Source organism: Arthrobacter humicola (assembly GCF_039531445.1).
Lineage (GTDB): Bacteria > Actinomycetota > Actinomycetes > Actinomycetales > Micrococcaceae > Arthrobacter > Arthrobacter humicola.
In genome coordinates, this window is the sequence record NZ_BAAAQB010000044.1 from 48,522 (window position 1) to 69,354 (window position 20,833).

Sequence of the window (20,833 nt, forward strand, 5' to 3'; positions counted from 1 at the left end):
GCCCGACGGCTTCCATATGAGGAGAAACTATTATGCCTACCCCCGCTAAGGGTCCGCGCCTCGGAGGCGGAGCGGCTCACGAGCGTCTTATGCTCGCGAACCTGTCCGCCGCACTGTTCGAGCACAAGCGGATCACCACCACGGTGACCAAGGCCAAGCGCCTGAAGCCGTACGCTGAGCGCCTGGTGACTTTCGCCAAGCGTGGCGACCTCGCCTCCCGCCGTCGTGTACTCGGCCTGATCAGCAACAAGGGCGTCGTCCACGAGCTGTTCACCGACATTGCACAGGCAGTGGAGAACCGCGATGGCGGCTACACCCGCATCACCAAGATCGGCAACCGCAAGGGCGACAACGCTCCCATGGCTGTCATCGAACTGGTGCTCGAGCCGGTTTCCGCCAAGCAGGCCGTCGTAGCCGAGGCTACTTCCGCCGCCAAGCGCGATGCCGACAGGAAGGACGCCGAGAAGGCTGAAGCTGCTCCGGTTGCTGAGACCGAAGTTGCCGAGACCGAAGAGGCCCCCGCTGCCGAGGCTCCCGAAGCTGAAGCTACCGAAGAGGCTCCGGCCGCTGAGGAAGCTGCCGCTGACTCCGAGAAGGACGCGAAGTAATTCGCCAAAACCTTCTTATAGACTTAAGTCTATGAACGAGCTCAAACCCGCTGCCCCCGTTTTGGGGGGCGGCGGGTTTTTGCGTATCCGGCTGGATTTGGCGTACGACGGCGGCCCCTTCAGCGGATGGGCCGTGCAGCCGGGGCTCCGCACCGTCCAGGGCATCCTGGAAGAGGCATTGGCGTTGCTGGTCCGCCGGCCCGTGCGGGTCACGGTGGCCGGCCGGACCGACGCCGGCGTGCACGCGCGGGGACAGGTGGTCCACCTGGACCTCAGTGAAGCCGAGTGGCAGGGACTGAACCGCGGCGTTGAACTTGATCCCGCCGTCGCCCTGGTCCGACGCCTCCGCGGCGCCCTGAGCCGCGGGCTGGGGGACCTCAGCGGAGCGATCGAGGTCCACCGGGCCACCGTCGCGCCCGAAGGCTTCGACGCCCGGTTCTCCGCCCTCTGGCGCCGCTATTCCTACCGGATCGCGGACGGCCCGGCCCTGTGGGACCCGCTGGGGCGTTATTCGACCCTCTGGCACAAGAGCCCCCTCGACGTCGAGTTGCTGAACGAGGGTGCCGTGCAGTTGCTCGGGCTGCAGGATTTCCGCTCCTATTGCAAGCCCCGCGAGGGGGCCACCACCATCCGCGAGCTGCAGCGCTTTGAATTCGCGCGCGGCACCGACGGCGTCATTGTCGCCACCGTCCAGGCCGACGCGTTCTGCCATAACATGGTCCGCTCCCTGGTGGGCTCGGCCCTGTACGTGGGGGAAGGCGTGGAGGCTCCGGGGTGGCTTTACGAGCGGCTGCTTGCCCGGCAGCGCGACGCCCGCTCGGTGCTGGCTGCCCCTCATCCGCTGGTGCTGGAGGAAGTGGCCTACCCGTCGGACAGCGGGTTGCTGGCCCGGGCCGAACTGACCAGGGCGCTGCGCGCGTAGGGGCGCCGGACTCCGGGTTCCTGTAAATCCGTCGAAATCGCCGGATAGCTGCCGGATCGCCGGAAGGTACCGGCGACCTGGCAGCTGTCCGGCGACCTCGGGCTAGCACCGAACGATGCTGGGCCGCTAGTCCTAGAACGCCGCCGGGGGACCGTCTGCGGGGAGCTCCACGGTGAACGTGCTCCCGTGGCCTGGAAGCGTGCGGCAGGAGATGGATCCGCCGTGCCGTTCCACGATGGCCTTGGTGATGGACAGGCCGAGGCCGGCCCCCGGAATCGACCCCTCGCGGACGGCCGGGCTGCGGAAGAAACGGGTGAAGACCCGCCGGGCATCGGCGGCCGTCATGCCCATGCCGGTGTCAGCGACGTGGAGGCGCACCAAACCGTCGTCGGTGCTGGCCGAGACCCGCACCGATCCGCCGTCGGGGGAGTACTTGATCGCGTTGGAAACGAGGTTGTCCAGGGCTTGGCTGATCCGGAGCGGATCCACATGGGCCCAGATCGGGCCCCGGACGTCCATCGTGAGGTCAACGCGGGACGCTTGAGCATGTGCCTGGGCCGAGCCGAGGCTGGCTTCCACGAGCCCGGCGAGGTCCGTGCGGCGGGGATGGACATGGACCGCGGAACTGGCGGACATCAGAAGGTCCGATACCAGGGCCAGCAGCCGCTCCGCGTTGCGCTGCGCGACTTCGATGCGGCGCACAACGGGGCTGTCCAGGCCTTCCGTGTCGGCGAGTACGAGGTCGAGGTTGCCGATGATGGACGTCAGCGGCGTGCGGAATTCATGTGAGACGGTCGAAACGACCTCGTCCTTCGCGGCGAGGGCGTCCACGAGGCCGGTGACCTCGTTGAATACCACCACGGCCCCGCGGAAGTCGCCGTCGTCGTTTTTCAGGGGCCGGGCCCCCGTGGAGACCACCCGGCTGTCGGCCGCCTCGCCGAAGCAGACGAGGTAATCGGCAAAGGACTCGCCGCCCAGCGCCCGCCGGAGGGGACGGCGTTCCGGCGGCAGCGGCGTGCTTCTGTCCTGACCTGTCAGCACCAGCTGGCCTTCTTCCGCCGGAGACGCCGACGCCGCCGACTCTGCGGATTCCTCCAGCTGCGCCTGCCAACTGTTGGTCAGCAGACGGCGGCCGTCGGCGTCCACTGCCACGATCCCGACGTCGACAGTGTCAAGAATGGTGTTCAGGAGCCGCTCGCGTTCCCTGCTGTCCGAGAGCAGGGCCTGCAGTTCGGCTTCCTTGGATTTGATCCGCCACTGCTCGTGCCGCAGACGCGCCCGCGCGAACCGCATGGCCAGGGATACGGCGAGCATCATGAGCGGGACCAGCATGGCCTCAGCTGCGCGGGCGGCCACCGGTGCCGCCGGGTCTGCGAGGAGCCAAGGCAACGCTGCCAGCAGCGGCACTGTAAAACTGAGCGAAAGGCTTGCGGGCGCGGACAGGCTGGACGCCGAAATCCACACCACGGGCAGGACCGAGAGCACCCCGGGATCCGGCAGCCCCGCCGCGCCGCCATCCCGGAGAAGTCCGACGGCGACCAGATCCAGGACGGGGATGATCAGCGGCGCCAACGGCCCGAAGCGCTGCCAGGGAACCAGGACGCAGGCCGCCAGGAGTGCGCCCTGCAGGCCGAGCGCGAACCGGCACAAGGGGCTCTCCAGAAGACCGGGCCAGGCGGTGGGGGCAGCGAGGAGGACTCCGGCCATCATGACGGCCAACGGCAACTGGCAGATTAGGACCCGCGCACGGGGCCCCAATGCCTTGACGTATCGATCCGCACCCCGGATCAGCCGTTGTCTAGCCAAAGACGCCGCGCCCCTTTCTCGTTGCTTCAGTTTTACACCTGGTGTCACGCAAACTTGACATAAATCGAAGTTTTGCTATTTCTGTTACTGAGCCGCCGAGGTTTTGCCCCCTACCGTGGGTATTCTGGCAATGCCGGTGGGGGCCGGCGGATCCAGTGTTGCCGCCGCATCCGCGGACGGCAGCGTAGCGTGCCACATGAGGGGGGCCATGACCGACCTGGGAGTCGCCGTCGTAGTTGAAGACGACGAAGATGTTCGGAACCTTGTCGAAGCGGTATTGAGCCAGGCCGGCTTCGAAGTTCATTCGGCGGCCGGCGGCAGGGAAGGCGTCGACGTCATCCGGCAGCAGGAGGCCAGCGTGGTCACCTTGGATGTCGGGCTTCCCGATATCGACGGCTTCGAGGTGCTGCGCCGGATTCGCGAGTTCAGCGACGCCTACGTGGTCATGTTGACGGCCCGTACCGACGAACTCGATACCTTGACGGCATTCCACACCGGTGCGGATGACTTCCTGGCGAAGCCTTTCCGTCCCCGTGAGCTGCGTGCCCGCGTCGGTGCGATGATGCGCCGGCCGCGGCAGGTTCTCCAGGCCGCACTCGTCCCGGCGACGGATTCCGGTGCCCAAGCCGTCCCGGCGGCGTCCCAGGCTCCGGTGCTGCGGCACAATCAGCTGGAGCTGAGCCCGGAGACCCGGTCTGTGAGCGTCGACGGCGAGCCCGTCGGCCTGACCCGCAGCGAGTTTGATCTTCTGCACGCCCTGCTCAAGGGTGCCGGCGCGGTGCGGTCCAAGACCGAACTGGTGCGGGTAGTGCGGGGGGACTACTACCGGGCTGACGCCTACATCAGCGAATCCGATGAACGCGCCGTCGAGGTGCACATCGGCAACCTCCGGCGGAAACTCGGCGAGGACCCGGTGCAGCCTCGCTGGCTGCAGACCGTCCGCGGTGTGGGCTACCGGCTGGCACCGGTGCGGTAGCTTCGCGCGGGGGCCGCGCTCAGCGCCGCGCCCTCGCTGAGTCCCCGGCCCGCCCCCGGCGCATCGCCGGGGTTGCGCACATGCCTTGAGTCGACGGGCCAGCTTTCCCGGCAGGCCTAGCTTTCCCACAGGACATAGCTGAACTGAAGCTCGTCAACAGTTTCGTCGCCCCGTTCGGCGACGTCGTGCAGGAGGGACAGGGCGTGGTCCATGTCCCCGGCCCTGAGCGCGCCCTCCAGCTCGCCGGCGAGCTGGGCCAGGCGCAGGCCGCCCACCATCGCGGAGGACGTCTTCAGGCTCAGCACCGCGTCCATGGACCCTGCGAGGTCGCCGCGCTCCAGGGCTGAGGCGAGCGAGCGGTAGCGCTGGTCCCACATCTTGGTGTAATCCCTGGCGAATCCCTTCGCCACGGCCGGACTGTCGAGCTGGACACCAAGGTCCTGGAGCGCCGCAGGGTCCACGAGCGGGGCCGCCGCCGGGAGAGCCGCCACCAGGGCACTGGAGGCCGTGAGGGCGGGCGCCGGCAGTCCGGGGGAGGCTGTGGGGGCGAGGACCATGCTCGCATCTCCGTCATCGGGGCAGGCGCTGGGAAGGGACATGTGCCCACGCTACTTGCTGATTCGGCTGAAGCCGGGGACTCCGGTCTATCCTGCGGAAACCTTGAGGCTTTCCGCAGGGGTGCCAATCACGCCAGCAGCTCTTGCCGTTCCCTGTGGGTACTTCCATCCATGAGAAGTCGCGGTATCGCAATCAGGATCGTCCACGGAACGACCGAGACGAGGACCGGCGACGCCAGCACCATAGCCGGAGCAACGAGACACGGCCATTGCTTCCGGGCAGCGATGACGATCAGCGCCACAGCGACGAGGCACCGTACTACGAAGCTGACCCCGCTGTCAGGCGTTCCACTTCTATTCGCGAGCAGGAACTGTATCCAGTCACTCCACGCTGTCGGATCGACTGCACAAGACACGACGACGATGAGCGCGGTTGCGCCGACGCCTTGAAGCAGCCTCTTCCATTCGCCACGAGCGGCGAACCAGAGGAGACCGACGCCAGTGGTGACCTTCGTGAGGACGGCGAAGGACCAAGCGGCAGGCCTTCGCATGCCGACTACGGCGGCTGCAGCTAGCAAAATGTAGATGTTCCCGACGACAAGTTCGGGGAGGCACAGCAAGTACACCGGAATGGCCCATCGTGGCCGGAGCGGTCTCACCAGCCAAGCCAATGCTGCTGCCTCGATCGCAAACCATGCCGCACAGAACAGGGGCCAGGGAAGCAACGCCAACGGCCGGATCACCGCTGCAAACGCGGGCGAATATAAATACGCATCCCTCTGTCCGGGACTTGCGCCGTAGGAAAGCTCGCCCTGCGCCGCCAGCCAATAGGCATGGGAGTCTTGACCCATTGCGTTGCCGGTGACGAGGTGCCGGACCGACACGAACAAAGCCTCAAGGCCCAAAGCCCAAAGGAGAATGGGTACCGATCGGGTCAGCAGTGGAAATTTCCTTGCGAAGACGCTTCCCTGACCCATCACGGAGCGTGAAGGGGGCGTGTCCTCACGTGTTTCGCTGTTCATGGTCCCGATATTGCCATATAACCCGGTCAGATCCAGGAACCTGCTGTCTGATAAGAGTGCACGTTGCCTGTAGGCGGCATCGGCGCTGAAAATGCAATATTCCTGCTGCACTTCCGGGAAACAGAAGAACCACTGGGCTCTGGTCCAGTGGGGTCCGATATCTGGGCTGTCAGGCCAAAGCCGACGGCCTCAAGCATGAGCCGGCAATTCTTTCCGTTGTATGCGACAGTGACGATCAGGAATCCGGCCGCGGCTGCCTGACTCACTCAGTTGACCATCAGTTGGTGCTGGCCCGAGCCCTCGATTTGTGTCAGCGGGCCGCTACTGGCCGCTGAAGGTGTCTATGGCGTTGATGACGGCCGGGCCCAGGATGGCGATGAAGAGCACCGGGAAGATGAAGAACAGCAGGGGGAACAGGATCGTGACGGGCAGCTTCATGGCCTTTTCCTCGGCCCGCTGCCGGCGTTTGACCCGCATGACCTTCGCCTGCACGCGCAGCACCCGGCTGATGGCGATGCCGTAAGTGTCTGCCTGGACGACGGCCTGGACGAAGCTGCGGAGCTCCGGCACATTGGTCCGCTCCGCCAGGGCCACGTAGGACTCGCGGCGGCTCCGCCCCACTTGCATGTCCTGCAAGGTCCGGATCAGTTCGTCCGCCAGCGGGCCCTTGCCGTTCTCCCCCGCCCGGGCCATGGCGCCTTCGAAGCCCAGGCCCGCTTCGACGGAGATGAGCATCTGGTCCAGCGTGTTGGCCAGCTCCATCTGCAGGATCTTCTGCCGTTCCTGCCCCTTGCTGTAGAGCAGGAGGTCGGGGATGAAGTAGCCCAGCAGGAACACAAAGATCCCCACGAGCTTGAGGATCGGCGTCGTGCCGTTGGCGCCGATCCAGAAGCCCAGCAGGGCACCCAGAAGGCCCAGCAGCGGCTTGGCCGCGAGAACGCGTCCTAGCGGCAGCGAGGCGGGGCGCCCGGCGAGGGACAGCAGCCTGTCCAGCTTGCGGACGTAGGCGGCGGGCGTGAGCCGGTAACCGGCCCGTTCCAGCAGGCCGCTGCGCGCCCGCTGGGTGAGTTCGGCAGGGTCCGTGCCCAGCGCGAGAATTTCCCGCGTGGCGCGCTGCGACTTCCGGTCGACGGACAGCAACGACCACACCAGATAGCCCAACGGCACGGATACCAGCAGCATGGCAAGGAGGACAGAAGGCGCCATCGCTGTCTCAGAACTTCAGGTCGATGATTTTGCGCATCCACAGACCGCCAATGGTCATGAGGATCCCGGATGCGACGATCATGCCCCAGCCCAGCGGATGCGTGAACATGACGTTCATGTAGCCCGGGTTGACCAGCATCAGCATCACCACGATCCCGATCGGCATGGCCATGAGGATATAGGCGGAGAACTTGCCTTCGGCCGCGAGGGACTTGATGTGGCCCTTGATCTCGCTGCGCTCGCGAATGGTCTCGTTGACCTGGTCCAGGACTTCGGCGAGGTTGCCGCCCACCTCGCGGTTGATCTGGATGGCCTGGGCGATCCAGACGAAGTCTTCGTTCCGCATCCGGTCCGCGGTGTCGCTGAGGGATGCCAGGAGGTCCCGGCCCAGGCTTGTCTCCGTGACCACGCGGCGCATCTCCTCCGACGTCGGGCTCTGCGACTCGGACGCGGCTGCGTCGATGGCGCGCAGGATGCTGTGGCCGGCGCGGAGGCCCCCGGAGAGCAGTTGCAGGGTGTCGCCGAGCTGCTGATCGAACTTGGTGCGGCGCTTGCCGGTCAGGAAGCCGATCACGAGGTGTCCCGCCACCGGGGCCAGCATGACAAGCATGACCGCCAGCAGCGGCCCTGCGACGACGAGGCCGGCGATGGCCCCTGCCACGGCCCCGGCCAGCAGCAGGACGTAGAAGTCCGCCTGGCTCAGGCGGAGTCCGGCCTGTTCCAGGGTCTCGCGGTTGAAGAACCGGACCGTACGCCGGGAGAAGAACCCGTCAACCAGGTGGACAGCCGAGCCGGCGAACCGGGTCAGCTGCGAATCGGGCTGGCCCTCGACGGGCCGCCGCCGATCCAGCGGGACGCTGGCCCCGCCCGGGGACAGCAGCACAATCCCCAGGACCAGGACGGCGCAGAACAGCAGCCCGACGCCAAAGGGCAGCAGTGTCATGGACAGATCACGACCTTCCGGCCGGCGCCAGCGGCGCGGCGAACACGTTGGCGGAGACATGGATGCCCAGGTCTTCGAAGCGGTCGATGAAGCGCGGGCGGATGCCGGTGGGGACCGGCTTGCCGAGGAACCGGCCGTGGGCATCGACGCCGGCGGTGTAGTCGAACACAAAGGCGTCTTGGAGCGTGACGATGTCCCCTTCCATGCCCTGGACCTCGGTCACATGGGTGATGCGCCGGGTCCCGTCCCGCAGCCGGGAGATCTGGATGATGAGGTTGACGGCCGAGGCGATCTGCTCCCTGATCGCGCGCAGGGGCAGGTCCATGCCGGCCATGAGGACCAGCGTCTCGAGGCGGGCCACAGCATCCCGGGGGGAGTTGGAGTGGACGGTGGAGAGCGAGCCGTCGTGGCCGGTGTTCATGGCCTGGAGCATGTCCAACGATTCGCCGCCGCGGACCTCGCCCACCACGATCCGGTCCGGGCGCATACGCAGGGAGTTCCGCAGCAGTTCACGGATGGTGACCTCGCCCTTGCCCTCCGTGTTCGGCGGCCGGCTTTCCAGCCGCACCACATGTTCTTGCTGGATCTGGAGCTCGACGGCGTCCTCGATGGTCACGATCCGCTCGTCGTGGGGGAGGAACGAGGACAGGACGTTGAGCAGCGTCGTCTTGCCCGTGCCGGTGCCGCCGGAGACGATGATATTCAGCTTGGCCTTCACACAGGCATTGAGCAGTTCCGCCATCTCCGGCGTCAGCGTGCCGAATTCGATGAGGTTCCGGACCGTCAGCGGCACCTTGCTGAACTTTCGGATGGTCAGCGACGAACCGCCGACGGCGAGCGGCGGGATGACGGCGTTGACGCGGGAACCGTCTTCGAGCCGTGCGTCCACGAGCGGCGAGGACTCGTCGATCCGCCGGCCCACCTTGGAGACGATGCGCTCGATCACCTTGCGCAGGTGATCCTCGGAGCTGAAGCGCGACTCGGTCAGGGTCAGTTTGCCGTGCCGTTCCACGTAGATCTGGTCCATCCGATTGACCATGATTTCCGTGACGGCGGGATCGTCCAGGAGGCGTTGCAGCGGGCCGTAGCCCAGGACGTCGTCAGCCACGTCGCGGACCAGCCGGGCGCGCTCCTCGGCGGATAGGGGGACCTGTTCGGCGTCGATGATGCGTGTCAGCTCTTCCCGCGCCGAGGTGCGGAGGTCATCCTCTTTGGAGGCGGAATCGTTGAAGCGGGTTCCCATGCGCTCGAACAACGCCGTCGCTGCCCGCTGCTTGAGCGCCGCGAAGGCATCGACGGGCTGCTGGCCCTTGCTGCGGGTCGGGTCGGGAGTGCCGGCGTGAGTCCCTCCGGTGTTGCCGGCGGTGTTGACGGTGTGTGTGGCCGGAAGCGCGAGGCTGGGGAGCTCGACGACGACGGCGCTGTCCGCCGTCGTCTCCTGCCTGTGGGATGGGAGGGGAACAACGGGGGCGTCGGCGGTGCCTTCGACGGAGCGGAGCCGTTCGGAGAGCTTCATCAGACCACCACCCGCCGGTGCAGTTTCTTCTGGGCCGTGGCGCGCCAGGCGGGATCGAACCGGTCCACAAGCTGTTTCAGGCCCTTGACGGCAGGGTCCTTGCGGCCGTCCTGCAGCACCGGCACGCCGCGGTTGGTGGAGAACGCGACTGCCTTGGACCGGGGGATACTGACGTCCACGGGTGCGCCGATGGTCGCCTCGACGTCCTGGACGCTCAGCCCGGACTTGGAGTCGGCCATGTTGAGGACCACGTGGCGGGTCTCGGGCAGCAGGTCCAGGCGCCGGAGGATTTCCAGGCCGGAACGCAGCCCGCGGATGCTCGGCACGTCCATGGCGGTCACCCAGACGGCGTCGGTGCATTGTTCGAGGGCGGCGAGTCCTACCTCCGGGAGCCCGGGCGCGGTGTCGACCACGACGTACTGGAACTGCTCCGCGAGCTGTTCGAGCAGCCGGGTGACCTGTTGCGGTGTGATGTCATCAGCTTCCTCCGGCGTCCGGGGAGCGCAGAGCGCGTAGATGTTCCCGGGGTGGACCGTGAGGAAAGCTTTGAGGACGAGGGAATCCTGGCTGGCCGAGGACGAAACGGCATCTGTCACGGTGTGCTCCGGGTTCAGATACAGGCCCGAGGCCACGTCCCCGAACTGCAGGTCCAGGTCCACGATCACCACGCCCATGGGCGCGACCCTCCCCAGGCCGATCGCGATGTTGGTGGCAATCGTGGTCTTGCCGACCCCACCCTTGGGGGAGAAGACACCGATCACCAGCCCTCTGGCGCTGTCCGGTTGCTTGGCCACCGAGGTCCGGCTGCGGGTGGTGAATGACTGGCAGGCCCGCTCCAGCAGCACCCGGATCTGCGCGGGGTCCGCCGCCGGGCTGAGGATGTCCCGGATGCCGGCCCGCATGGCCAGCAGCACAAAGTTCGGATCTGCCTCGCCCACCAGGATGACGCTGAGCTCGGGGAGCTGGACGTCGAACACCGTCGCGAGGCGCAGGGCATCCTCCACCGGCACGTCCGGCCCCAGGATCAGGACCTCGGGCCGTTCCTGGTTGAGGTTCGCGAAGAGCTCGGCCGGGTTGGCCGGATTGACGAACGCGAAGGTCTGCAGACCGCCGGGAAGGCCGCCGGCCAGGGCCTGCCGGACGCGGGCATCAAAATCCGTATTGGGGGAGATCAGGACAAAGCGGCTCATTTGTACACCTCTGGTTTCGTCATGATTCCTGGCCGGCCGCTGTCCGTGGCATCAAGTGGTTCCTTGCTCAGCCAGATCTTGGCGAATTCCGCCGCGTAGACAATCTTGGCGGCGTCCACATCGTTCACGGCGACCGTCAGCAACAGCGACCCCGTGGGAAGCGACGTGTCCTGCGCTGGGGCAGTAGAACCAGGGGAGGGCTGAGGAGAGGGGGCTGCCGAGGGTGCCCGCTGCACCGAGGTCACGAGAACTTTGTGGACTGTGAGCTGAGTGGTTTGCTTGTCCGGCTTGGCTTCGAGGCCTCCGTTGTCGAGATTGATGAAGATGCCGATGTGGTCGCCAGCCTCGATCCGGCCGCCGACGACGCGCTGGGGCTCGAGCTGGAAGGACACCTCCTGCAGACCCTTCGGCACCTCCACTGCCCCGCTGGCCTTCAGGTTTTCGGGTGCGATCAGGCGTTCGGCAACAAGCTGCTCGCCCGGGAGCAGATCGACGGCGGTGACTTTGCCGGCAAGGCCGTCCAGGTTGCTGAGTGCGGATTTAGCGACGGCGGTGCCGGGCAGCTTTTCGGTGGCGAGGAACGGCTGCAAGGCCTCGACGGTAGTGCCGGCGGGGACGGCCTTCGCCACCACGAGGACGTCCTGAGGGTCCAGTCCCTGTACGGCCCGCGCGTCGGCTCCCTGCGCATAGCTGACCACCACGATGGCTCCGATGACGGCCAGCACCAGGGCCGCGATTCCTGCCAATAAGCGTGACTTCAAAAACTGCTCCTGAACTGGTGGGTGGACGGGGCGGCAACGGCTGGTGCTATTGCGTGAGTTTCACGACGGTGGCTCCATACGCGTCCACGGGCCCAAGGGTGAAGCCGTTCGCAAGCGACACGTACTGGATGAAGCTCCCGATGATGCCTCGGCAGTTGCCATCACATTTCACTGCCGACGGAATGTCGGGAGGCTTGTTGCGGAACGAGTCGGGGAGGCTGTTATTACCGCTGAAACTCCAGCCGGCGACCTTGAAGGCCGCAAATGAGATCAGCCCATACACTGCGCCGGCTCCGGTGCCGGTCACCTTATTGAAGACCGGTAGCAGGACAACGACGTCTCGGCCCGCGGTGATATCGGCAGCCCAGCGCTGAAGCGTGGCGTCGCAGGCACCAGGGGCGCTGTTGCCGGGATCGCTCCCTCCTTCGCTTACGGCAAGGTCTATCAGTCCCCCGCAAATGCCGGGATCGTTGGGGAGCCAGCCGAAGCCGCCCTCGACGGCAGCACCGGATGGCCCGTAATTGCAGCCCGGGTTGGCGCCGCTGCCGTGGCTCTGGAGCAATTGCAGAGTCCCGTCGACGTGCCCCTTGACCTGGCAGACGGAAAACGTCAAGGGAAAGGCCGTTGTCCCGGCAACCGGGCTGCCCCATTTGACCGTCGATGGGGCATTGACCTCGGTGCTGTTGAAGCCCAGGGCTCGGCCAAAGAACAGCGAGACGTTGTTGGCTTGCTTGCCCGCTTCCTGGGCGCCGGCAACCACTGTGACGGTTCGCGCGTTCTTGTCCAGCAGGAGGGACTTCACGTTGCTCAGCCCGTCCCCGGCATTGCTGTTCGCGAGACTGGCGGCAAGCGTGGATGTGCTGGAACAGTCCGGATCATTGATGTTTTTCGCGCACTTCTGGGCAACGGCAATGGCCGCGGCATCGGCACCGTTCCGCAACTGAGTCCGTTCTGCGTAGAGGACTGCGGTGTCGACAGCGAGGGCTGCAAAGCCCAGGAGCACCACCATGAGGATTGCGACAAGGACGCTGATGGCCCCGTGCTCGCTGTCTCCTGCCGGGGTCAGTCCGGCTAGCCGCCGCATACCATGACCCCTTTGCCTTGCAGCGGGAATGGCCCGGCGATGCCGGTCATGGTGGCGAGGGTGTAGCTGATGGTAAATGTGACCTGCGCGCCGGCGGTGCACACAGCGGGGCTGATGCTGATGTTGGCGTCTGCCAACGGGGGCTGGAGCGCCGTGGCCGCGTTCTTGGCCGCGGTCCGCGCGGCCGTGGTGTCGTTGCCTATTGCCATCACGCGCACGCCTTCGCGAGCGGCGCTGGACAGTGAAATCTGGACATTGTAGGCGCGGCCGAATTCCATGATGCCCAGCAGCAGCATGATCAGTACCGGAGCCAGGAGCGCGAATTCCACCGCGGCTGCGCCCCGTTCGGACGTCTTGGACATGGGGGACCGCCTCTCTGGATCTCGCTGGCCGCTGGCGCCTGATGCGGACAGGGTTGGGAGGCCGAAGCCTTCCGCAACCCTGTCCGGTGGGTCGTGCTGGGGTGCTACTTCGAGCAGGTACCGTCCGTGGTCACGCCGCCGGTAGTGGTGGCTGCCGTGTAGGCGCCGCCCTTGACGCTGCACTGGACGGAGTTGAAGGTTTCCTTCAAGGTGCCGCCGAGAAGCGTCACGGCGACGATGATGACGACGGCAATGAGGGAGACCATGATGCCGTATTCGACGGCGGTGGCGCCGCGCTGGTCACGGCGAAAGCGGGATGCGAAATCGGAGAGAAAAGTGCGCATGGGGTGACTCCTGAGCGAGTTGGCATTGGCCCCAGCCAGCAGCTAGGGCCCTGGCGAGAGTTACTTCGAGCAGCTGCCTGCCGTCGGGGTAGCACCGGTAGTGGCCGCGGTGTAGACGCCGCCCTTGACGCTGCACTGGACCGAGTTGAAAGTCTCTTTCAAAGTGCCGCCAAGAAGGGTCACGGCAACAATGATGACGACTGCGATGAGGGAGACCATGATGCCGTACTCGACGGCGGTGGCGCCGCGCTGATCTCGGCGAAGACGGGCTGCGAAGCTGGAGAGAAAGGAACGCATTGTTAACTCCTGAGCGAGTTGGGCGGCTGGTCCTGCACCAGCGCTGAGGGAAACGTAGCAAGCACCGACACGCCGGTGATTGGCCTTTGACGCATCCTGTGCTAAGGCTTCCCAAACTGCACGTTTCCTGTACATTCCCTGCGCCCATCTTGCGCCCAGCACGCCGAAGGACCCCCTCGGCTCTGGGTCCAAGGGGGTCCGGAATATGGGTCTGCATCTGCTGGGATGCTCTAAGGGATGCCGAGAGCTACCTTGACTCCGGTCCCGAGTCCGGTGATGTACGAGTCCAGGGCGGTTCCGAAAGCTCCGACTCCGGCCACGATGGCGATGGCGATGAAGCCCGCCAGAATGCTGTATTCGGTGGCCGTCGCTCCTTCTTCGTCTGTAGACAGGAGATGTGAGACTTCACGGTGTCGTAGCTGCAAGTTCGATTCGCTTGTGGTCATTTCAGCTCCTAGGAAGGGCCGTGAGGCTAGCGGCCCGCGAACATGTCCATGATGCTCAGCACTGTCGGGCCGAGAACGATGAGGAACATCGCGGGAAGGATTGAAAAGATGAGAGGAAAGAGGATCTTCACCGGCATCTTCATCGCGTGTTCTTCGGCCCGCTGGCGCCGTTTGACCCTCATGACCTGCGCTTGGGACTTCAGGACGTTGGCGATCGCAATGCCGTAGGTGTCTGCCTGCACGACGGCCCTGACGAAGGACCGCAGGTCCGGGACGTCAACGCGCTGGGACATGGCCAGGTACGCTTCCTTGCGGGAACGCCCCACCTGAATGTCCTGCAGTGTCCTGATCAGTTCGTCCGCCAGGGGACCTTTGCCAGTCTCGCCGGCGCGCGCCATGGCAGTTTCGAACCCTAGGCCCGCCTGGACGGAAATCAGCATTTGATCCAGAGCGTTTGGCAGTTCCAATTTGATTTCGGCTCGGCGCTTTTCAGCGTAGTTCCGGATCAGGATGTCAGGCAGGAAGTAGAACAGGACAGGGAGTCCGAACATCAGGGCTAACTTTAGCGCCGAGGCATCAGAAGCGTAGGCAAGAATGCCGATTACCGCTCCGGCCAGCGCAAGCAACGGCTTTACCGTGACGATCCTGCCCAACGGCCAGGCCTTGGGACGGCCTGCTCCGGCGAGCTGCTTGTCCAGCCAGCCGGTGTAGCCCTTGGGCGTCACTTTCAGACTCCAAGCCGTGAGCTGTCCCTTGGAGCCCAGCTTCGGACCGTTGGTCTGTGGGTGGTTACCGAGGTTGGATTGGATGTTTCTCAACCCTGCATGATCCCCGGTGACGACCCACCAGGTCATCACCGACAGCGGTGCGGTAACCGCCAGAATCGCGGCGTAGGCAATCATGTCCATGAGGTTCGCCTTCCTTTCAGAACTTCGGCTTGATGAGCCGGCTGAGCCAGAAGCCACCAATAGCCAGCAGGACCGCCGCTGCGGCGATCATCAGATATCCAGGCAATGTGCTCGTGAACACCCTGGCATAAAAGGGATTGAGGAAAGTCAGCGCCGCGAACATGACCACTGGAAGCGCCATGAGGACGATGGCTGAAATACGTCCTTCAGCGCTCAGTGCCCGGACTTGGCCGCGGATCTGGGTCCGGTCCCGAATGGTTTCCCCCACGTGGTCCAGTACTTCGGCAAGGTCGCCGCCGACTTCCCGGTGGATCTCCACTGAACGGGCGATCCAGCCAAAGTCTTCGTTGTCAGTCCGTCGTGCCACCTCGTCGAGTGATTCGCCTAGATCCCGGCCGATCCTTGTCTCGTTGACCACCCGGTTCAGTTCCTCGGCCATAGGGGCCTCGTTTTCCTGCGCCGCGGCATCGATGGCCCGCAAGAGGCTATGCCCTGCCCGGAGGCCACCGGTAAACATCTGCAGCGTGTCCGGAACCTGCTCATCGAACTTCCTCCTCCGCCGGGAGACCACGACATTCAGGGATAACACCAGGGCTACCGGGGTGAGCACCAGCAGCAGGACCGCGAAGAACGCCCCGCCCATCAGGAACCCGGCCACCACTGCGGCGAAGGTCAAAGCGCCGGCCATCAGCAGGTAGTCGCCAGGGCCCTTCTTGAGACCGGCGGCGTCGAGCTTGTCCCTGTTCAGTATCCCGGCGCCTCCGCGGCGGACGCCCTTGTTCAGGGCGTGGACCGCTTGGTCGGTGAGCCTGGTGAGAGAAGAAGTCTGCGGTGCAGCGTCAGGACGCCGACGGGACAGCGGAACCGCAGACCGGGACTTGAAGACGAATGTGAAGACAATCGCCAGCGCAGCGTAGACCAGGAGGAGGCCTCCCACGAAAGTGAGGGGGGAGAGCTCAGGGAGCATGGCTACCGCCCCCTTGCCGGCTGCGCGCCGAAGACTGCCGGGGAGATGGCAATCCCGAGATCGGCGAACCGGTCAGTGAACCGGGGCCTGACGCCGGTGGGTACCGGCTTGCCGAGGAACCGCCCGCTGCTATCCACCCCTGCCGAGTAGTCGAAGACGAACGCATCCTGCAAGGTGACGATGTCTCCTTCCATGCCTTGGACTTCAGTGATGTGGGTGACGCGGCGGGAGCCATCGCGGAGCCGCGAGATGTGCACGATCAGGTTGACGGCCGAGGCCACCTGCTCACGGACGGCCCGCAGCGGGAGGTCCATGCCCGCCATCAGGACCAGCGTTTCGAGCCTGGCGATGGCGTCCCGGGGGGAGTTGGCGTGGACGGTGGAGATGGAGCCGTCGTGGCCGGTGTTCATTGCCTGGAGCATGTCCAGGCACTCCCCGCCGCGGACTTCGCCAACGACGATTCGGTCGGGGCGCATGCGCAGCGAGTTCCGGACGAGGTCGCGGATTGAGATCTCGCCCTTGCCCTCGATGTTCTGCGGCCGGCTTTCCAACCGGACCACGTGATCCTGCTGGAGTTGCAGTTCCACGGCGTCCTCGATCGTGACGATCCGGTCCGACGCCGGGATGAACGACGACAGCACATTCAGCAGCGTCGTCTTGCCCGTGCCGGTGCCTCCGGAAACAATAATGTTCATCCTTGCCTGCACGCAGGCCTGCAGCAGTTCCGCCATCTCGGGGGACAGGCTGCCCATCGTGATGAGGTTGTTGACGGTCAGCGGATCGCGGCCAAATTTCCGGATTGTGAGAGCCGGTCCGTTGACCGCCAGGGGCGGGATGATGGCGTTGACACGTGACCCGTCGGCAAGCCGGGCGTCCACCAGCGGCGAGGACTCGTCGATCCGCCGGCCCACGTTTGTCACGATGCGCTCGATGACCCGCCGGAGGGCTTCGTCCGAGGTGAACTTCGTGTCCGTCAGGTGCAGTTGGCCGTCGCGTTCCACGTAGATCTGGTCGTAGCGGTTGACCATGACTTCTGTGATGGCGGGGTCGTCCAGGAACCTTTGGATGGGTCCGTGCCCCAGGACATCATCGATGATCTCGCGGATCAGCCGTTGGCGTTCCTGGCCCGAGAGTGGAATCTGTTCCTCATCGACGACGGCTTTGAGTTCGTCTTTGACCGACTGGTGGAGTTCAGCCTCACCGATCGACGAATCGGTGATCCTGGACCCGAGCCGTTCAAAAAGGGCCTGGCTGGCTCGCTCCTTGAGCGCATTGAGGGCCTCGCTGGCGATCGAGGCGGTCTGCTGGACGTCCACGACGTCGCTGCGCGATTCCGCAGAGGTCTTTGCCTCGTGGATGCGGCCGAGTGTCGATGGGGCCTGGAAGACGTCGACCGGGGCAGGCTGCAATTCAGGTGACTTTCCTGCGGGGGATTCCCCCCGCAGTTGTGCGAATCGGTCGGTGAGGCTCACTGGAAAACCGCCCTTCTGTGCAGTTGCTTGTGTGGTCTTGCTTCCCACCCGGGTTTGAAGCGTTCCACCAGTTGTCGCAGTCCCTTGGACGCCGCATCCTTGCTTCCGTCCTGGAGAACGGGGACTCCCTTGTTGGTGGAGTAAGGAAGGTTTTTGGAACGCGGCAGCACCACATCCACCGGGGCACCAACTGTTGCTTCGACATCCTTTAAGGTCAGGCCCGCCCGTCGGTCCGCCATGTTCAAGACGATGTGACGGCGTTCGGGGGCCAGATTGAGCTCTTCCAGGATCTGGAAACCGGTCCGCATTCCCCTGATGCTGGGAACGTCCATTCCGCAGATCCAGACAGCGTCCGTGGCCTGTTCGAGCGTCGCCAGGACGTGCTCTCCCAGACCTGGCGCCGTGTCTACCACGATGTAATGGAACTCCTGCCTTAGCTGATCCAGCAGGTGGGAGACATGGGCGGCCGTGATCCGGTCCATCTCGATCGGACTTCGTGGGGCACACAGGGCGTAGATGCCGGCCGGGTGAACGGTCAAGTAGGTCTTCAGGACCATCGAATCCTGGCTGGCGGCTCCCATCACGGCATCCGTGATGGTGAAATCCGGCTCCAGAAGCAGGCCGCTGGCCACATCACCGAACTGAAGGTCGAGATCGACGATCACTACGCCCATCGGAGACGTCTTGCCGAGCCCGACGGCGAGGTTGGTCGCCACCGTGGTTTTGCCTACGCCGCCCTTGGGCGACATCACAGCGATGACGCGGCCTGCGCCGCCATGGTCAGCGTGTTCCGACGTCTGGGGGGCGAGCCCACGCCGCCGGCCTGCCGCTGCGAGGCTGGCCCGCTCAAGCATGACGCGGATGGTGTCGGTATCTGCGCCGGGATCCAGGAAGTCCCGGACACCTGCCCGCATGGCCTGCAGCACAGTCTCAGGGGTGGCAGTAGCGGCCAGGACAACGCTGATTTCGGGGTACTGAAGGTCCATCACTGAGGCCAGTTTGAGGGAACCCTCTACAGGAAGGCCGGGTCCGAGGATCAAGACCTCCGGAGGTTCTCCCTGCATCTGGCGAATGATATCTGCCGGGCCTTCCGGCAGATAGTCCGCTTGGAAGACGTGCAGTGCGCCGTGCATTCCGGTCACGGCCAGCTGGACAAGACGCTCGAAGTCGCTGTTTGGGGTGATGAGTACGTAGCGGCTCATCGGAACAGCCCTGCTGTGTCCACTGCGCCCGTGTTGGATTCGACTGCATCGCCCGGCTCTTTGGACAGATAGATTTTGCCGAACTCTGCAGCGAAGACAATCCGCTCCGCGTCGGCGGAGTTCCTGGCCACGGTGATGAGGTAAGTGCCGTCGCCCTGGGGCTTGCTGTTGGTCGTGGATGAGACCTGGCTGGCGCCGGACGCGGTGTCCGAGGTGCCGGTCTGGGTGGCTGCTCCGTCGCTGAACTGCGCCGCCGTCACGAGCACCTTGTGGAAGCTCAGCTGGGTCTTGCTCGCCTTGCCTCCGGCCTGGCCGGCGCCGGCGTCTTCCACCGAGAGGAAGATACCCACGGTGTCCCCGGCTTTCAGGATGCCGCCGGCAACGCGCTCAATGGGAAGCTTAAGCGTGAGTTCCTGGAGCCCCGTGGGGACTTGGACCCGCGACGGGCCGAGGAACGCGGTTTGCTCCACCAACCGCGAGGAAAGAAGTTGCTCTCCCGGCATGAGAGCTACGGCGGAGACCTTGGAGCCGAGGGACGAGAGGTCTGTCACGCTGTTTTCGGCAATGGCGAGCTTCGGTACGGACTTCTCGACCACGGAGCCGGCGATCGTCTCCGCGGAGGCACCAGCAGGAATGGTCTTTTGGACAACATAGACGTTTTCAGTCTCAGTGCTGCCCAGCGCGCGTTTATCAGCATTTTGAACGTAGGTGACCAGCAATACGGTTCCAACAATTGCCACAAGTAATGCGGCGATGCCCCCCAGCAGGCGTGTTTTCATGATTACCCCTTAGAAATTTCTTATTTGATTAACCGGATATCAACGGTTCCAAGGTCCGCGCCGGTGCCCGGAGTTTCTCCTACGGAATCAATGGATTCAAATTTGACGAATTGACCGATGATGCCGCGGCAGTTGCCGCTGCAGGATCCAGGACGGAAGACTTGCGGGTCCCCGTTGCCCGAAAACTTCCAGCCGAGCATCCTAAAGGTTGCGTAGCCGCGGATGTGGAGCCAGCCGTTCTTGCCAACGCCCCCGGCGTCGTCGTAGACCGGAAATGTCCCTTCCACGGTGCCGCCGGCGAGGATGGTGTTCTCCCAAGAAGTGAGGATGGGGTCGCATTCCGAGGCGTAGTCGGCACCCGGGTCGCTGCCGGCATTGCCGCTGGCGTTGGTCGTTGCTTTACAGGTACCGCCGTTCTGATTCAACCAGCCGAAGCCGCCCGGAATGACGTGCCCGGAGGTGGAGGTGCAGCTCCCCCGCCCAGGCTTGTACTGAATCAGTTGAACGTCGCCCGTCACGACGGCCCCTGAAAGGTCGTACACGCAATCGGAGAAGGCGAGCGGAAAGCTGGTCGCTCCACCGGGAGGCGAGTAGACCGCAGTGGCGCCGGCCCTGACTGTGACTGGCGGGGCGTTCAGCGCACTCGCGAACATCTTCGTCAAGAAACCTGCGCCGTTGCTGCCGTTGAGGGTAGAGGTGACCACCGTGACTTGGCCCGGAACGGACAGGTCTACGGAATCTACGGCGGTGGCTCCATCGTTGGAGTTCGCCCCGCTGAGTTCTTCCGCCCAGAGCTTTGCCTGCGCGACCGTGCAGGTGCCGGCCTTATGACACTGTTGCGCGGCGGCCATGGCGCCCGCATCTGCGGCGTTCTGGAGTTGCGCCCGCTCAGCGTAGATCTGTCCGGTGTCGACTGCCAACGCTCCCGCGCCGATCAGCACCAGCATCATGACGGCGACCAAGACGCCGGCAGCCCCGCGCTCACGGTGGTCCGCTTTGGTCACTGTACTTAGCCGCCGCATCGCATGGCTCCCGTCCCCTGAATAGTGACGGAACTGCCAAAAATCCCGGTCAGAGAGTTGGCGGTGTAGCCAACGTTGACCTGAGCGTTGCCAGCGCTGCCTTTCGGGCAAGCGCCCGTGAACGTGTACGTGAACCCGGCCGGGCTCAGCCCTGGTGCTCCGGCCACGGCGGCCGCTCGCGCCAGGCTCTGATCGTTGCTTATGGCCATAGACCTGGCCGCTTCGCGGGCTGCCTGGGTGACGGAAATCTGCAAATTGTAGGTGTAGGAGAATTCAATGATTCCGCCGACGAGGGCGAGAAGAACGGGGGCGACGAGGGCGAACTCGACGGCTGCCGCGCCACGCTGCCGGCCCCGGCCCCGTGATCGGGGCGACGGTAAACTGCTGCGCTTCATGGGATCCCCCCAGGGATAGATGCAGCTGGATGATTAAGAAGTGTGCCG

General features: G+C 64.9%; 23 protein-coding genes. 3 read left to right on the top strand and 20 right to left on the bottom strand.

Going from position 1 to position 20,833, the window contains the following annotated elements; all coding sequences use genetic code 11:
- Positions 1 to 32 precede the first annotated feature (32 nt).
- Both rplQ and ABD243_RS20570 read left to right on the top strand, forming a co-directional pair.
- Positions 33 to 608 (top strand): 50S ribosomal protein L17, encoded by a 576-nt coding sequence (rplQ, locus tag ABD243_RS20565; RefSeq protein ID WP_344368226.1) that lies wholly within the window; start codon positions 33 to 35, stop codon positions 606 to 608.
- A 31-nt stretch (positions 609 to 639) separates the two neighbouring features.
- On the top strand, positions 640 to 1,530 hold the full coding sequence (locus ABD243_RS20570; protein WP_344368227.1) for a tRNA pseudouridine synthase A: 891 nt from the start codon (positions 640 to 642) through the stop codon (positions 1,528 to 1,530).
- 132 nt (positions 1,531 to 1,662) lie between these two features.
- Here the strand turns inward: ABD243_RS20570 and ABD243_RS20575 are convergent, their stop codons facing one another.
- Positions 1,663 to 3,240 carry a sensor histidine kinase gene (locus ABD243_RS20575; protein ID WP_344368228.1) on the bottom strand — a complete coding sequence of 526 codons (1,578 nt, stop codon included), beginning with the start codon at positions 3,238 to 3,240 and terminating at the stop codon, positions 1,663 to 1,665.
- 304 nt (positions 3,241 to 3,544) lie between these two features.
- On the opposite strand from ABD243_RS20575, the gene ABD243_RS20580 reads away from it, so the two are divergent.
- On the top strand, positions 3,545 to 4,312 hold the full coding sequence (locus ABD243_RS20580) for a response regulator transcription factor (protein WP_344368230.1): 768 nt from the start codon (positions 3,545 to 3,547) through the stop codon (positions 4,310 to 4,312).
- 116 nt (positions 4,313 to 4,428) lie between these two features.
- On the opposite strand, the gene ABD243_RS20585 is transcribed toward ABD243_RS20580, so the two are convergent.
- The 19 genes from ABD243_RS20585 to ABD243_RS20675 form a co-directional block, all read right to left on the bottom strand.
- Positions 4,429 to 4,911, bottom strand: a complete 483-nt coding sequence (locus tag ABD243_RS20585) for an Hpt domain-containing protein (protein WP_237563230.1) — start codon at positions 4,909 to 4,911, stop codon at positions 4,429 to 4,431.
- A gap of 86 nt (positions 4,912 to 4,997) precedes the next feature.
- Positions 4,998 to 6,002, bottom strand: coding sequence for a glycosyltransferase family 87 protein (locus ABD243_RS20590; protein ID WP_344368232.1), 1,005 nt, complete (start codon positions 6,000 to 6,002; stop codon positions 4,998 to 5,000).
- A 210-nt stretch (positions 6,003 to 6,212) separates the two neighbouring features.
- Positions 6,213 to 7,097: a type II secretion system F family protein gene (locus tag ABD243_RS20595; RefSeq protein WP_344368233.1), complete on the bottom strand. Its 885-nt coding sequence runs from the start codon at positions 7,095 to 7,097 to the stop codon at positions 6,213 to 6,215.
- Positions 7,098 to 7,104: 7 nt separating this feature from the next.
- On the bottom strand, positions 7,105 to 8,040 hold the full coding sequence (locus tag ABD243_RS20600; protein WP_344368234.1) for a type II secretion system F family protein: 936 nt from the start codon (positions 8,038 to 8,040) through the stop codon (positions 7,105 to 7,107).
- Between the two features lie 7 nt (positions 8,041 to 8,047).
- Complete coding sequence (locus ABD243_RS20605; RefSeq protein WP_344368236.1) at positions 8,048 to 9,556, bottom strand: TadA family conjugal transfer-associated ATPase; 1,509 nt, start codon at positions 9,554 to 9,556, stop codon at positions 8,048 to 8,050.
- Positions 9,556 to 10,746, bottom strand: coding sequence for a CpaE/TadZ family protein (locus ABD243_RS20610; protein WP_344368239.1), 1,191 nt, complete (start codon positions 10,744 to 10,746; stop codon positions 9,556 to 9,558). Before ABD243_RS20610 ends, ABD243_RS20605 begins: the two co-directional genes overlap by 1 nt.
- Positions 10,743 to 11,507: a Flp pilus assembly protein CpaB gene (gene cpaB / locus ABD243_RS20615; protein WP_344368240.1), complete on the bottom strand. Its 765-nt coding sequence runs from the start codon at positions 11,505 to 11,507 to the stop codon at positions 10,743 to 10,745. The genes ABD243_RS20610 and cpaB (ABD243_RS20615) overlap by 4 nt, the downstream gene beginning before the upstream one ends.
- Positions 11,508 to 11,553: 46 nt before the next feature.
- Entirely contained in the window at positions 11,554 to 12,591 is a 1,038-nt protein-coding gene (locus ABD243_RS20620) for a pilus assembly protein TadG-related protein (RefSeq protein WP_344368241.1), read from the bottom strand.
- Entirely contained in the window at positions 12,579 to 12,953 is a 375-nt protein-coding gene (locus ABD243_RS20625; protein ID WP_344368243.1) for a TadE/TadG family type IV pilus assembly protein, read from the bottom strand. The genes ABD243_RS20620 and ABD243_RS20625 overlap by 13 nt, the downstream gene beginning before the upstream one ends.
- A gap of 104 nt (positions 12,954 to 13,057) precedes the next feature.
- Complete coding sequence (locus ABD243_RS20630) at positions 13,058 to 13,297, bottom strand: Flp family type IVb pilin (protein ID WP_344368244.1); 240 nt, start codon at positions 13,295 to 13,297, stop codon at positions 13,058 to 13,060.
- Between the two features lie 60 nt (positions 13,298 to 13,357).
- Positions 13,358 to 13,594 (bottom strand): Flp family type IVb pilin, encoded by a 237-nt coding sequence (locus ABD243_RS20635; RefSeq protein ID WP_344368246.1) that lies wholly within the window; start codon positions 13,592 to 13,594, stop codon positions 13,358 to 13,360.
- 230 nt (positions 13,595 to 13,824) lie between these two features.
- Positions 13,825 to 14,040 carry a Flp family type IVb pilin gene (locus tag ABD243_RS20640; protein ID WP_344368247.1) on the bottom strand — a complete coding sequence of 72 codons (216 nt, stop codon included), beginning with the start codon at positions 14,038 to 14,040 and terminating at the stop codon, positions 13,825 to 13,827.
- A 26-nt stretch (positions 14,041 to 14,066) separates the two neighbouring features.
- Complete coding sequence (locus tag ABD243_RS20645) at positions 14,067 to 14,948, bottom strand: type II secretion system F family protein (RefSeq protein WP_344368248.1); 882 nt, start codon at positions 14,946 to 14,948, stop codon at positions 14,067 to 14,069.
- Positions 14,949 to 14,964: 16 nt separating this feature from the next.
- A complete protein-coding gene (locus tag ABD243_RS20650) occupies positions 14,965 to 15,915 on the bottom strand; it encodes a type II secretion system F family protein (protein WP_344368250.1) in 951 nt (316 codons plus the stop codon).
- A gap of 2 nt (positions 15,916 to 15,917) precedes the next feature.
- On the bottom strand, positions 15,918 to 17,231 hold the full coding sequence (locus ABD243_RS20655) for a TadA family conjugal transfer-associated ATPase (protein ID WP_425547272.1): 1,314 nt from the start codon (positions 17,229 to 17,231) through the stop codon (positions 15,918 to 15,920).
- Positions 17,232 to 17,383: 152 nt separating this feature from the next.
- The gene (locus ABD243_RS20660) at positions 17,384 to 18,589 is read right to left on the bottom strand and encodes a CpaE/TadZ family protein (RefSeq protein ID WP_344368253.1); all 1,206 of its coding nucleotides are present in this window, start codon (positions 18,587 to 18,589) and stop codon (positions 17,384 to 17,386) included.
- Complete coding sequence (gene cpaB / locus ABD243_RS20665; protein ID WP_344368254.1) at positions 18,586 to 19,368, bottom strand: Flp pilus assembly protein CpaB; 783 nt, start codon at positions 19,366 to 19,368, stop codon at positions 18,586 to 18,588. The genes ABD243_RS20660 and cpaB (ABD243_RS20665) overlap by 4 nt, the downstream gene beginning before the upstream one ends.
- A 20-nt stretch (positions 19,369 to 19,388) precedes the next feature.
- A complete protein-coding gene (locus ABD243_RS20670; protein ID WP_344368255.1) occupies positions 19,389 to 20,390 on the bottom strand; it encodes a pilus assembly protein TadG-related protein in 1,002 nt (333 codons plus the stop codon).
- Positions 20,378 to 20,785, bottom strand: a complete 408-nt coding sequence (locus tag ABD243_RS20675; RefSeq protein WP_344368258.1) for a TadE family protein — start codon at positions 20,783 to 20,785, stop codon at positions 20,378 to 20,380. Before ABD243_RS20675 ends, ABD243_RS20670 begins: the two co-directional genes overlap by 13 nt.
- Between the last annotated feature and the right edge of the window lie 48 nt (positions 20,786 to 20,833).

What these genes read in the sequence shown, in the direction of transcription:
- ABD243_RS20635 (WP_344368246.1), bottom strand. Translation starts at nt 13,594, where the DNA reads ATGCGTTCCTTTCTCTCCAGCTTCGCAGCCCGTCTTCGCCGAGATCAG.
- ABD243_RS20620 (WP_344368241.1), bottom strand. Translation starts at nt 12,591, where the DNA reads ATGCGGCGGCTAGCCGGACTGACCCCGGCAGGAGACAGCGAGCACGGG.
- ABD243_RS20670 (WP_344368255.1), bottom strand. Translation starts at nt 20,390, where the DNA reads ATGCGGCGGCTAAGTACAGTGACCAAAGCGGACCACCGTGAGCGCGGG.
- ABD243_RS20575 (WP_344368228.1), bottom strand. Translation starts at nt 3,240, where the DNA reads ATGATGGCCGGAGTCCTCCTCGCTGCCCCCACCGCCTGGCCCGGTCTT.
- ABD243_RS20650 (WP_344368250.1), bottom strand. Translation starts at nt 15,915, where the DNA reads ATGCTCCCTGAGCTCTCCCCCCTCACTTTCGTGGGAGGCCTCCTCCTG.
- ABD243_RS20630 (WP_344368244.1), bottom strand. Translation starts at nt 13,297, where the DNA reads ATGCGCACTTTTCTCTCCGATTTCGCATCCCGCTTTCGCCGTGACCAG.
- ABD243_RS20675 (WP_344368258.1), bottom strand. Translation starts at nt 20,785, where the DNA reads ATGAAGCGCAGCAGTTTACCGTCGCCCCGATCACGGGGCCGGGGCCGG.
- ABD243_RS20605 (WP_344368236.1), bottom strand. Translation starts at nt 9,556, where the DNA reads ATGAAGCTCTCCGAACGGCTCCGCTCCGTCGAAGGCACCGCCGACGCC.
- ABD243_RS20595 (WP_344368233.1), bottom strand. Translation starts at nt 7,097, where the DNA reads ATGGCGCCTTCTGTCCTCCTTGCCATGCTGCTGGTATCCGTGCCGTTG.
- rplQ (WP_344368226.1), top strand. Translation starts at nt 33, where the DNA reads ATGCCTACCCCCGCTAAGGGTCCGCGCCTCGGAGGCGGAGCGGCTCAC.
- ABD243_RS20600 (WP_344368234.1), bottom strand. Translation starts at nt 8,040, where the DNA reads ATGACACTGCTGCCCTTTGGCGTCGGGCTGCTGTTCTGCGCCGTCCTG.
- cpaB (WP_344368254.1), bottom strand. Translation starts at nt 19,368, where the DNA reads ATGAAAACACGCCTGCTGGGGGGCATCGCCGCATTACTTGTGGCAATT.
- ABD243_RS20570 (WP_344368227.1), top strand. Translation starts at nt 640, where the DNA reads ATGAACGAGCTCAAACCCGCTGCCCCCGTTTTGGGGGGCGGCGGGTTT.
- ABD243_RS20585 (WP_237563230.1), bottom strand. Translation starts at nt 4,911, where the DNA reads ATGTCCCTTCCCAGCGCCTGCCCCGATGACGGAGATGCGAGCATGGTC.
- ABD243_RS20640 (WP_344368247.1), bottom strand. Translation starts at nt 14,040, where the DNA reads ATGACCACAAGCGAATCGAACTTGCAGCTACGACACCGTGAAGTCTCA.
- ABD243_RS20645 (WP_344368248.1), bottom strand. Translation starts at nt 14,948, where the DNA reads ATGGACATGATTGCCTACGCCGCGATTCTGGCGGTTACCGCACCGCTG.
- ABD243_RS20580 (WP_344368230.1), top strand. Translation starts at nt 3,545, where the DNA reads ATGACCGACCTGGGAGTCGCCGTCGTAGTTGAAGACGACGAAGATGTT.
- ABD243_RS20660 (WP_344368253.1), bottom strand. Translation starts at nt 18,589, where the DNA reads ATGAGCCGCTACGTACTCATCACCCCAAACAGCGACTTCGAGCGTCTT.
- ABD243_RS20610 (WP_344368239.1), bottom strand. Translation starts at nt 10,746, where the DNA reads ATGAGCCGCTTTGTCCTGATCTCCCCCAATACGGATTTTGATGCCCGC.
- ABD243_RS20625 (WP_344368243.1), bottom strand. Translation starts at nt 12,953, where the DNA reads ATGTCCAAGACGTCCGAACGGGGCGCAGCCGCGGTGGAATTCGCGCTC.